This window comes from Streptodolium elevatio, assembly GCF_040649515.1.
GTDB classification, from domain to species: Bacteria; Actinomycetota; Actinomycetes; order Streptomycetales; family Streptomycetaceae; genus Yinghuangia; species Yinghuangia elevatio.
In genome coordinates this window covers 1-11300 of sequence record NZ_JBEZFP010000072.1, presented here as the reverse complement: position 1 = coordinate 11300, position 11300 = coordinate 1, and the positions used below count along the sequence as shown (strand labels likewise).

11 protein-coding genes are annotated in these 11300 nt (G+C 71.6%); 5 read left to right on the top strand and 6 right to left on the bottom strand.

All coding sequences use genetic code 11. The features are described from left to right. Positions 1 to 81: 81 nt before the first annotated feature. From AB0C36_RS25205 to AB0C36_RS25190, 4 genes are all read right to left on the bottom strand, one after another. On the bottom strand, positions 82 to 1824 hold the full coding sequence (locus AB0C36_RS25205; protein WP_358357744.1) for a pyruvate dehydrogenase: 1743 nt from the start codon (positions 1822 to 1824) through the stop codon (positions 82 to 84). Positions 1825 to 2001: 177 nt separating this feature from the next. Further along, the gene (locus AB0C36_RS25200) at positions 2002 to 2415 is read right to left on the bottom strand and encodes a YunG family protein (RefSeq protein WP_435839110.1); all 414 of its coding nucleotides are present in this window, start codon (positions 2413 to 2415) and stop codon (positions 2002 to 2004) included. A 71-nt stretch (positions 2416 to 2486) separates the two neighbouring features. Next, the gene (locus AB0C36_RS25195; RefSeq protein ID WP_358357741.1) at positions 2487 to 3998 is read right to left on the bottom strand and encodes a class I adenylate-forming enzyme family protein; all 1512 of its coding nucleotides are present in this window, start codon (positions 3996 to 3998) and stop codon (positions 2487 to 2489) included. Positions 3999 to 4119: 121 nt separating this feature from the next. Next, positions 4120 to 4527 carry a RidA family protein gene (locus AB0C36_RS25190; RefSeq protein ID WP_358357739.1) on the bottom strand — a complete coding sequence of 136 codons (408 nt, stop codon included), beginning with the start codon at positions 4525 to 4527 and terminating at the stop codon, positions 4120 to 4122. Between the two features lie 63 nt (positions 4528 to 4590). Here AB0C36_RS25190 and AB0C36_RS25185 point away from each other — a divergent pair, with 63 nt between their 5' ends. From AB0C36_RS25185 to AB0C36_RS25165, 5 genes are all read left to right on the top strand, one after another. After that, positions 4591 to 5217 (top strand): TetR/AcrR family transcriptional regulator, encoded by a 627-nt coding sequence (locus AB0C36_RS25185; protein WP_358357736.1) that lies wholly within the window; start codon positions 4591 to 4593, stop codon positions 5215 to 5217. Between the two features lie 104 nt (positions 5218 to 5321). Continuing rightward, complete coding sequence (locus tag AB0C36_RS25180) at positions 5322 to 7523, top strand: molybdopterin oxidoreductase family protein (RefSeq protein ID WP_358357734.1); 2202 nt, start codon at positions 5322 to 5324, stop codon at positions 7521 to 7523. A 99-nt stretch (positions 7524 to 7622) separates the two neighbouring features. Continuing rightward, a complete protein-coding gene (locus tag AB0C36_RS25175; protein ID WP_358357732.1) occupies positions 7623 to 8591 on the top strand; it encodes a ketopantoate reductase family protein in 969 nt (322 codons plus the stop codon). A gap of 152 nt (positions 8592 to 8743) precedes the next feature. After that, entirely contained in the window at positions 8744 to 8956 is a 213-nt protein-coding gene (locus AB0C36_RS25170) for a DUF4287 domain-containing protein (protein ID WP_358357730.1), read from the top strand. Between the two features lie 386 nt (positions 8957 to 9342). Next, entirely contained in the window at positions 9343 to 10596 is a 1254-nt protein-coding gene (locus tag AB0C36_RS25165) for a serine hydrolase domain-containing protein (protein WP_358357727.1), read from the top strand. Here the strand turns inward: AB0C36_RS25165 and AB0C36_RS25160 are convergent. Continuing rightward, positions 10568 to 10807, bottom strand: a complete 240-nt coding sequence (locus AB0C36_RS25160; RefSeq protein ID WP_358357725.1) for a CPCC family cysteine-rich protein — start codon at positions 10805 to 10807, stop codon at positions 10568 to 10570. The two genes, AB0C36_RS25165 and AB0C36_RS25160, sit on opposite strands and share 29 nt — an antisense overlap. A gap of 19 nt (positions 10808 to 10826) precedes the next feature. Next, a complete protein-coding gene (locus AB0C36_RS25155; protein WP_358357722.1) occupies positions 10827 to 11162 on the bottom strand; it encodes a type II toxin-antitoxin system PemK/MazF family toxin in 336 nt (111 codons plus the stop codon). Between the last annotated feature and the right edge of the window lie 138 nt (positions 11163 to 11300).

The following is an 11300-nucleotide window of genomic DNA, read 5'->3' as shown; positions in this document are numbered from 1 at the left end:
CGCCGTGTGGTGGGCGGCATGTCGGGACCCGGTCGCGGTCCCGACACGCCGCCCACCCCTGGCCGTGGCGCCGAACGCGCGCTACGGCCGCGGGATGTTCCGCAGGTTCGACCTGGCCATCTGGACCATCCGGCCCACACCGCCGTTGAGGACCATCCGGCTGGCGGACAGCGCGAAGCCGCTGATCTGCGCCGAGGTGATCTTGGGCGGGATGGACAGCGCGTCCGGGTCCGTGACGATGTCGACGAGCACGGGGCCGTCGTGCGAGAAGGCCTCGCGCAGCGCGGCGCGTACCTTGCGCGGCTTCTCGACCCGGATGCCGCGCGCGCCCGCGGCGGTGGCGATGGCCGCGTAGTCGGTGTGCGGGTAGCGCGTACCGTGCGGCGCCAGCCCGTCGACCATCATCTCCAGGTCGACCATGCCCAGCGACGAGTTGTTGAACAGCACGACCTTGACCGGCAGGTCGTACTGCACGAGCGTCAGGAAGTCGCCCATCAGCATCGAGAACCCGCCGTCGCCGGACATGGACACGATCTGCCGCTTGCGGTCGATCAGTTGCGCGCCGATCGCCTGCGGCATCGCGTTCGCCATCGACCCGTGCACGAAGGAACCCACCACGCGGCGCTTCCCGTTGGGCGTGAGGTACCGCGCCGCCCACACGTTGCACATGCCGGTGTCGACGGTGAAGACCGCGTCCTCGGCGGCCTCTTCGTCGAGGATCGACGCGACGTACTCCGGGTGGATCGGCACGTGCTTCTCGACGTTCTTGGTGTACGCCCCGACGACGCCCTCCAATGAGTCCAGGTGCTTCTTCAGCATCCGGTCCAGGAAGGCGCGCGACGACTTGGCCCGGATGCGCGGCGTCAGGCAGCGCAGCGTCTCGCGTACGTCGCCCCACACTGCCAGGTCCAGCGAGGTACGCCGTCCCAGCCGCTCCGGCTGCATGTCGATCTGCACGGTCCGCACGTCGCGCGGCAGGAAGTCGCTGTATGGGAAGTCCGTGCCCAGCAGGATCAACAGGTCGCACTCGTGCATCGCCTCGTACGCCGCGCCGTAGCCCAGCAGGCCGGACATTCCGACGTCGTAGGGGTTGTCGTACTGGATGTGCTCCTTGCCGCGCAGCGCGTGCCCGACCGGCGACTTGACCTTCTCCGCCAGTTCCATGACCTCGGCGTGCGCCCCGGCGACGCCGCGCCCGCAGAACAGCGTCACCTTGTCGGCCTCGTCGACGAGCCGGGCCAGTCGGTCCACCTCGCCGTCGCCCGGCCGGATCGTGGGACGCTCCGAGGCCATCGCCAACTCGACCGACCCCTCCGGGGCGGCGAGGCTCGCGATGTCGCCGGGCAGCGTCACGACGGACACGCCGCGCCGCCCGACCGCGTGCTGGATCGCGGTCTGCACGACGCGCGGCATCTGCTCCGGCGTCGAGATCATCTCGGAGTAGTGGCTGCACTCTTCGAACAGCCGCTCCGGGTGCGTCTCCTGGAAGTACCCGAGGCCGATCTGCGCGCTCGGGATGTGCGACGCCAGCGCGAGCACGGGGGCCATCGAACGATGCGCGTCGAAGAGCCCGTTGATCAGGTGGAGGTTGCCCGGCCCGCACGACCCGGCGCACGCCGCGAGACGGCCGGTGAGCTGCGCCTCCGCACTCGCCGCGAACGCCGCCGCCTCTTCGTGGCGCACCTGCACCCATTCGACGGCGCTGTTGCGCCGGATGGCGTCCACGACCGGGTTCAGGCTGTCGCCCACGACCCCGAACACGCGCCGGACTCCCGCGCGGGCGAGGAGGTCGACGTACTGTTCCGCGACGGTCTGCTTGGCCATGCCCGGGGCTCCCTACGGTCTGCTGTGTGTGCGCCCTCGGCGTGTGTGCCGCGCCGCGTGCGCTCCTCCGTGCGAACTTGATCTTCGCGTCATATGGGCATTTGTCCGCTGGGACGCGGCCGCACACCTACAAGGCCTCGGCCTCTCGCCCGACGCGCGGCCAGTCATCGGCGACGCTCAGTTGCCGGCCGGCGGCAGTTCCCGGCCCAGAGCCGTGGCAAAGCGCTCGCGCAGCAGGTGGTACTCGGGCGCGCGGCGCCTGAGAGGGCCGGTCGGCCGTACGACCGTGCGCGGATCGAGGATTTGTTGTCCCAGCCGGAACTGCTCGTACGTCAGGTCGAGCGCCAGGCCGCTGGGCAGCCGGTTCCACCAGTGGTAGCCGACATCGGCGCCGTCCAGTTCGACGCCCGCGAGCATCAGGTCGCCGCCGAAGAGGTCGTGCACCACCAGGGCGGTGATGTCGCAGTGCCCCCACGCCGGATTGTCCGGGCGCCACGGCTCGCGCGCGGCGTCGTCGGGCGAGCACGTGTCCGCCGCCCATGCGGTGCGGAAGGCGCGGTCGAGGGCCGGGAGCGAGGTGGGGGCGATCATGACAGGCACGCTGTCACAGGGCTGCGACATGAGGGTGCGAGGCCGGCGGCGCCGGGCCGGGGTGGGCGCGGTCAGCCCGCTGCCGTCGCGAAGCGCCGCCGCAGGGCGGGCTTGCTGACCTTCCCCGTCCCGGTCGCGGGCAGCTCGTCGACGAAGTGGACCACACGCGGGATCTTGAAGCCCGCGAGGCGTGCACGGCACAGCGCCACCAGCTCGTCTTCCAGCTCGGCTTCGGACGGTCGTGCGTCGGCAGGTACGACCACCGCGCATACGCGTTCACCCCACCGGGCGTCCGGAATGCCGATGACCGCGACGTCGCGTACCCCCGGATGGGTGCGCAGGACACTTTCCACCTCGCGCGCGCTGACGTTCTCTCCGCCGGAGATGACGATGTCCTTCTTGCGGTCCGCGACGTAGAGATAGCCGGCGTCGTCGAGGCGCCCGAGGTCGCCGGTGCGGAACCACGCGTCCCGGAACGCCTCGTCGGTGGCCTCCGGATCCTCCCAGTACCCGTCGCACACCTGCTCGGCGCGGACGGCGATCTCGCCGACCTGCCCGGTCGGCACGTCCGCCCACGCGTCGTCGATGATGCGCAGCTCCACGCCGGGACCGGGCCGACCGGCCGCCGACAGCAGCTCCGGGCGGTGTTCCTCCGGTGTCAGGAACACCGCGTTGCCGGACAGTTCGGTGGAGCCGTAGCCCTGTCCGAGGTCGCAGCCGAGGACATCGGCGGTACGGCGGAGCAGTTCGGGGGAGATGGGCGAGGCGCCGTACCCGATGCCGCGCAGGCGGCCGCGCAACCGCGCGACGCCGTCCTGCGCCAACAGCGCGTCGATCATCGTCGGCGCGAGCGACATGTTGGTGACGCCGTGCCGCGCCACGAGGACGGGCAGCGCCGCGGGGTCGTACTTGCGCACCAACACGACGGGGCGAGCGCGCATGTGGTGCATGGGCACCTGGTACGCGCCGGCCACGTGGCACAACGGGAACGGCGTGAGGAACACCGTGTCGGCGAGCACCGGGCGCCGCGCGAGTGTCGTGCGCATGCCGGCGGTGAGGCTGCGATGCGTCAGGCGTACGCCCTTGGGGCGGCCGGTCGAGCCGGAGGTGAACAGCAGCCACGCGAGCGCCCGATCGTCGCTCGGGCCGGTCGGGGCGGTCGGCGCCGAGGCCGCGGCAGCGCGACCCTCCGCCAGGAGGGCGTCCCACTCGTCGAAGGTCACGACCGGGCGCTCCCGGCCGGCGAGCTCGGGCGCGAGCGCAGGGTCCGCGAGCACCAGCTCCGTACCCGAGCGGTTCAGCAGGTCGACCCACTCGTTGCGGTGGAGGCGCGGGTTCAGCGGCACGAGGACGCGTCCCGCACGCGGTACGGCGTAGCAGGCCACCACGTACTCGGCCCGGTTGTGCGCGACTATCGCCACCCGGCCGCCGGGGGAGACGCGCTCGGCCACCGCCGCCGCCAACGACTCACACTGCGCGTCGAGCTGACCGAATGTCAGCTCGACGCCGTCCTCGGGGCAGATGAGCGCGATGTCATCCGCCGCACGGTCCGCCGCGGCCCGCAAGATCTCGTGAAGCAACACCCCGCGAAGCTACCTCGCAGGTGATGCGACCGACAGCCCCGCCCCTCCGGGCCGCGCCCCGGCGCCTCAAGGCGTCAGGGTCGGGCGTCAGGGGCCGGGTGCCGGCCCCGAGCGCGAGTCGTCAGTCCAGGACGGCGGTGGCCTCGATCTCCACCAGCAGGTCCGGTTCCGCCAGGGCGGCGACGCCGATGAGCGTGACGGGCTTGGTCGGGTCGACGCCGAGTTTGGCGGCCGCGCGCCCGACGCCCTCGCCGAGCTGCGGCATCTTGTCGGGAGTCCAGTCGACGACGTACGCGGCCAGCTTGGCCACGTCGTCGAACGACCCGCCCACGGCCGCGAGGGCGGTGGCGATGTTGAGGTACACCTGCTCCACCTGCGCGGCGAGGTCGCCCTCGCCCACCTTCCCGCCGTCGGCGTCGCGGGCGACCTGCCCGGCGAGGAAGACGAGGCGGGACCCGGTCGCGACGGAGAGCTGGCGGTAGACCTCGGGCTTGGGCAGACCGTCCGGGTTCATGAGCTGCACGGCCATGTCGGTCCTCCTGGCTGTCGGTGTGCTTCGGAATAACATAGCAGTGCTATGTATTGTGGTGCCGTGGCAAGAACCAAGGACCCGGCGGTACGCGCCCTGCTCCTGCGGCGAGCGGCGCAGATGCTGCGGGCACGCGAACCGGTGACGCTCCGTTCCCTCGTGGCCGGCACCGGCGTCTCGACGATGGCGGTCTACACCTACTTCGGCGGCATGGACGGACTCTGGAGCGCGCTGCGCCAGGAGGGGTTCACCCTCCTGGCGGCCCGGCTCGCCGCCGTCGCACCGAGTGCGGATCCGGTGCGGGACCTGGCGGCGCAGGGGGCCGCGTACGTGGCCAATGCGTTGGACGCGCCCGACCTCTACCGCGTCATGTTCGACGCGGACTTCGAACTCGAGGACCCTCAGGCGGCCGACGACACGCTGGACAGTCTCGTACGCAACGTCGGCCGGGCGAAAGACTCCGGCCGGTTCCGCGGCGACGTCGATCCGCTCGAACTGGCAACCCAGAGCTGGGTGATCGGCCACGGACTCGCCTCGCTCGCCACCGCCGGACCGCTGCCGGAGGGCGCCCTGACGTACGCGATCCCCATGCTGACCGGTCTGTACGTCGCGGCCGGCGACGACCCCGCGCAGTGCGGCCGGTCCGTCGAACGCGGCTGGCGCACCGACCCCGTGACTCCACCGATGTGACGGGCCACAGGCGGCGGACCGAAAGCTGTCAGGCCCGGCTACCCGTCGGTATGCTCGCGGGTGCCCGTGAGCCACCGCCATTGCCCCGCCCCTGGGAGATCGCCATGTCGAAGGCCCTGCGCATCTGCCCGTTGTGCGAAGCAACCTGCGGGCTGACGCTCACGATCGACGCAGGACGGGTCACGGCCGCCCGCGGCGACCGGGACGACATCTTCAGCCGGGGCTTCATCTGCCCCAAGGGCGCCGCGTTCCCCGAGGTCGACGGCGATCCGGACCGGCTCACCGGGCCCCTCGTACGCGAGAACGGGGCTCTGCGCGAAGCGACCTGGGACGAGGCTTTCGACCTCATCGCCGCCCGGGTCCGGCCGCTGGTCGAGGAACACGGGAAGAACGCCGTGGCCCTGATCCTCGGCAACCCCAACGTGCACACCGTCGCCGGGGCGCTCTACCCGCCGTTGCTGCTGCGCGCCCTCGGCACGCGCAACTACTACTCGGCGTCCACGGTCGACCAGATGCCGAAGCACGTGTCCAGCGGGCTGCTCTTCGGCGACCCGTTCGCCATCCCGGTGCCCGACCTCGACCGGACCGACCACCTGCTGATGCTCGGGGCCAATCCACTCGACTCCAACGGCAGCCTGTGCACGGCCCCCGATTTCCCGGGCAAGCTCAAGGCACTGCAGGCGCGGGGTGGAACGTTCACCGTCGTCGACCCCCGCCGTACCCGCACCGCCCGCCTGGCCGACCGGCACCTCGCCATCCGGCCGGGCGCCGACGCGCTGTTCCTCGCGGCACTCGTGCACACCCTGTTCGCCGAGGACCTCGTCAGGCTCGGAGACCTTGCCGAGCACGTCGACGGCGTATCCGAACTGCGGGAGGCCGTCAAGGAGTTCACCCCCGACACGGTTGCCGTCGCCTGCGACCTGGACGCCGACGTCATCCGCGCCACGGCCCGCGAGCTGGCCGCCGCGCCCACCGCGGCCGTGTACGGGCGGGTCGGCTCCTCGACCGTCGAATACGGCACGCTCGGGAACTGGCTCGTCGACGTCCTCAACGTGCTCACCGGGAACCTCGACCGGCCCGGCGGCGCGCTCTTCCCGCACGGGGCGACCGCACCGGCACCTCGAAAGGCCGGACCCGGCAAGGGGTTTGCGCTCGGACGCTGGGCCAGCCGGGTGTCCGGCCACCCCGAGGCCAAGGGGGAACTGCCGCTCACCGCCCTCGCCGAGGAGATCGAGACCCCGGGCGAAGGACGCGTCCGCGCGGTCGTCACCATCGCCGCGAACCCCGTCCTGTCCGCACCCGACGGACGGCGCCTCGACGCGGCGCTCGACACGCTCGACTTCATGGTGTCGGTCGACCCGTACCTCAACGAGACCACCCGCCATGCGGACGTCGTGCTGCCGCCGCCTCCGCCGTCCCAGAGCCCGCACTTCGACTTCGTGTTCAACCAGTTCGCGGTGCGGAACCAGGCCCGGTACTCGCCGGCCGTCCTCCCGCTCGGTCCGGGCCGCATGGACGAGTGCGAGATCCACGCCCGGCTGATCCTGGCCGTCTCCGGCATGCACGGCGCCCCGCCCTCGGCGGTCGACGACCTCGCCGTCGCCACGACCCTCGCGAAGGCCGTGGCGGACGAGCAGTCGCCCGTACACGGACGGGACCCGAAGGAGGTGACCGCCGAGCTGATCGGCGACACCGGGCCCGAACGCCGCCTGGACATGATGCTGCGCCTCGGTTCGTACGGGCTCACGCTGGACGCCCTGCGCGCCGCTCCGCACGGCATCGACCTCGGCCCGCTGGAGCCGCGGCTGCCCGGCGTCCTCAAGACGCGCAGCGGGCGCATCGAGCTGTTCCCCGCGCCCGTCGAAGCCGACATGCCCCGGTTGCGCGCCGCGCTCGACGCCGTTCCGGCCGCCGACACACTCCAGCTGGTCGGCCGCCGCCACCTGCGCTCCAACAACAGCTGGATGCACAACATCCCGGCGCTGACCGGCGGTTCCAACCGCTGCACCCTCCAGGTCCACCCGGACGACGCGGCACGGCTCGGCCTCGTCGGCGGCGCGGCGGCCCGGATCAAGGGGGAGGGCGGCGAGTTGGAGGCCGAGGTCGAGATCACCGAGGGAATGCGCCCAGGTGTTGTGAGCCTGCCGCACGGGTGGGGGCACGACCGCCCCGGCACCCGGCTCTCGGTCGCCGCGGAACGCCCCGGGGTCAACGTGAACCAGCTGCTGGACGGCTCACGGCTCGACCCCCTGTCGGGCACGGCGGTGCTGAACGGATTCCCCGTACACGTCTCGCCCGCGCACTGACGCCGGGCCCCTGGCACGGGCCTTGACCCACTCGACGACCGTCAACTTCTATCGTGGGCCGCTGACGGCAAGCGATCTTCGGTCGGCGGGAGGCAGTTGATGCGGTTCATCGTGTTGGGCGCGGGGGCGATCGGCGGAGCGGTCGGGGGCAGGCTGGCGGCGGCGGGCCACGACGTGGTGCTCATCGCGCGGTCGGCGCACGCCGCGGCGATCCGCGGGAAGGGGCTCCGCATCCTGGACCCCGAGGGCGAGCAGGTGGTGAACGTACCGGTGGCCGAGCACCCGCAGGAGATCACGTTCGCGCCGGAAGACGTCGTGCTCCTGAGCGTGAAGACGCAGGACACCCCCGCCGCGCTCCGCGACCTCGCCGAGGCGGCTCCGGCGTCGACCCCGGTGGTCTGCGCGCAGAACGGCGTCGCCAACGAGGACATGGCCCTGCGGTCGTTCGACAACGTGTACGGCATGAACGTCATGTGCCCGGCCCTGTACACCGAGCCCGGGATCGTGCAGCTGCACTCCACCCCGGTCGCCGGCACGCTCGACCTCGGCCGCTACCCGAGCGGCTCCGACGACACCGCGCGCAAGATCGCGGCGGCGCTCTCGTCGGCCACGTTCCCCTCCGAAGCCCGCGACGACATCATGCGGTGGAAGTACGGCAAGCTCCTCTACAACCTGGCCAACGCCGCCGAGGCGCTCTGCGGTCCGAGCGTCCGCGTCGGCCCCGTCGCCACCCATCTGCGCGGCGAGACGGACGCCTGTTACGCCGCCGCGGGCATCGAACCCCTCCTCGAACCGGGCGACTCCCCGCGCCGCGGCTTCATCGTCGACCTCCCGGTACGCGGCGCCGACCGTGCCGGCGGCTCGTCGTACCAGAGCCTGCTGCGCGGCACCGGCGGCATCGAGGCCGACTACCTCAACGGCGAGATCGCCCGCCTCGGCCGCCTCCACGGCGTGCCGACCCCGGTGAACGCCGCGGTGCAGCGCCTCGCCAACCACCACGCCCGCCACCGCCTCGCCCCCGCGACGCTGACCGACGCCGACATCCTCCGCGCGGCCGGCGTGGCATGACGGACGCCGTGGGGGCGGGGGAGGTGCCGGGTGGTGCGGATCACGTTCGCGTGAGCGATGAGTTTCGACGGCGACGACGGTCATAAGGGGACAGGCGCACCGCACAGGGCGGGGCGCGACGGACCGCACCCGCACCCGAGAGGACCACGGACATGGCTGAGACGGTGAAGGGCCCCGCGTCGTACTTTCCCTCGATCGAGAAGAAGTACGGCCGACCCATTTCGGAGTGGCAGGGCCTGATCCGCTCGTCGCCGCTGACCAAGCACATGGAGTTGGTGGGCTGGCTCAAGAGCGAGCACGGCCTCGGCCACGGTCACGCCAACGCCCTCGTGGCCCACACCCTCGCCGAGGACAGCGGCAAGTAGCCCGCCGCCGAGCCGTGTTGTCAGTGCGGCCGCGTTGTCAGTGCGGCCGCATAGAGTCACAGACATCATCTCCAAGGAATCTGCGCCCTTGGTGACGGTGTCGGGCCCGCCTCGGAACACTCGCACACGAGGCGGGCCTTCACCATGTCCGGGCACCTTGCCGCGTGCCGCCTGGAGACCCCGTGGTTTGTCCCGGACGGGCTTCCGCATCCCCTGGCCGGGTGCTGCCGGTGCCCCTTGCCAGGGAGTCGCCCGGGCGAGGCTCCCCCGTACCGGGGAGGGGGCGGTTCGCTCGCATGCGTGACGACCCCGGCGTCCGATCTTCATAGCGTTTCGGAGGGGACGCGGAGAGGCCGCGTCGGCAACTCGGGGATCCCATGCCGAACATGAAGAACGAAGCGCGTCAGCGTGCGCTCAAGTACGTGGCAATCACGGTGGCTTCGCTGACGGTCGCACTGTCCGCCTGCTCCGGCACGGACGACAAGACCGCCGATTCGCCGTCAGGTACTCCGACCGGAACTCCGACGGGGGCGCCCTCGGTTGCGGCGTCCGGCGGCTCGCAACCGCCGTCGCCGGGCGGGACCACATCCCTCCCGATGCCTCTCCCGTCCTCCGAACAGGCCGATGCGGTCGCGAAGTTCCTTGGCGAGAACTGGCCGGAGGGGGCCGGTGGCTCCGTGGTCACCGCGCGGAACGGCGAGTTGGTGAGCTGCCAAGGACTGGGCCGCTCCGACGAGGCCGCGGGCCGGGCGGCGGGCTGCGACACCGTCTACGACATCGGCTCGATCACGAAGTCCTTCACCGCCGCGGCGGTTCTGAAGCTGGAGATGAACGGAGCGCTGCGGGTCACCGACAGCATCGGCGTCCACCTGGGCGCGGTTCCGGCCGACAAGCGCGCGATCACCATCCATCAGCTCCTCACCCACACCTCGGGGCTCCCGGAAGGCATCGGCGAGGACTACGAGCCTTTGTCCAGGGACGCGATGCTGGGCCGTGCCCTCGCCACACCGCTCGAGGCCGCACCGGGCGAGGAGTTCGCGTACTCCAACACCGGATATTCGGTGCTTGCCGCCGTCGTCGAGAAGGTGTCCGGGATGTCGTACGGCGACTTCCTCGCCCGCAACCTCTTCGGCCCCGCGGGCATGACCCGCACCGGCTACGTGCTGCCCGATCCGGGCCGCGGCGACGTCGCCGTCGAGTACGACGAGCAAGGTGCTTCCCAGGGGCGGCCGTTCGAGCATCCGTGGGCGCCGGACGGCCCGTACTGGAACCTGCGCGGCAACGGCGGCCTGCTGTCGACCGCGAGTGACATGTTCCGCTGGTACCGCGCCCTGGAGGGGGACACGATTTTGAACGGGGCGGCCAAGGCCAAGATGTTCACCCCGCACGTCCCCGAGGGCGACGGCCTGCCCAGCTCGTACGGCTACGGATTGACCGTGTTCCCGACCGACAAGGGCCCGCTGATCACTCACGACGGCGGCAACGACTGGTCCTTCGCCCGATTCGCGATCCGCCCGTCCGACCACACGATGGTCTTCTGGGCCACCAACACCGCCATCCGGGAAGGCAAATGGGACCTGGAGGACCAAGACGCCGACCTCACCCAGGACCTCATAGCCCTAGCCGCCGCGAAACCCTGACAGGGACGGGCAGTCCGACGACGTTCTGGAAGTTCCGCTGGGCTTGGGTCAGTGCGGTTCGGTTCGCGCCCGCCGCGCGGTTGGGCCAGCGCAGTTGCACCGCGTCGTCCTCCCAGAAGCAGACCGGACAGATCTCGTGCGACCCGGGCTGTTCGTGCATCGTCAACCGGCCGCAGCACACACAGGGATACTTCACGATCACGCCTGCCATCCTGCCGTACGCCTGGCGGCTAGCGGTCGTTGTGGTGGCGGCTTACCTGGCGCCAGACGGCCTCGTCGCAGATGCCGAGGGGGCGGCGGAACGCCGAGCGGGCTATCCGGCGGGGACGGTCCAGTTCGAGCCAGCTGTCGTGGGTCGCCGACTTGTCCCAGCCCGCGACCGGCATGCGGATGTACCCCGGGCGGCCCGACTTGTCCTGGCTGGTGATCTTCAGGATGTCGACACCGCGCGGGCCGGTGCCGACCACGAGGCACGGGCGGTCCTTGGCCTCGGCCACGTCGTCGAACGGAACAGACGCGAACCAGATTTGGCCGGGGGACGGTGCCGACCCCCGCGTGGGCCGCACGACGCGCGGGGGGCGTGCGGTACGCGTCGGCCCGGCCGTACCCCGCTGCCGCCGCGGACGGCCGCCTGAGGGCCGTGAGCCCGAGGCAGGCCTGCCCGGTCGGCGGCGCGGCGGTCGGCCCGCGGCGGCAGGTGCGCG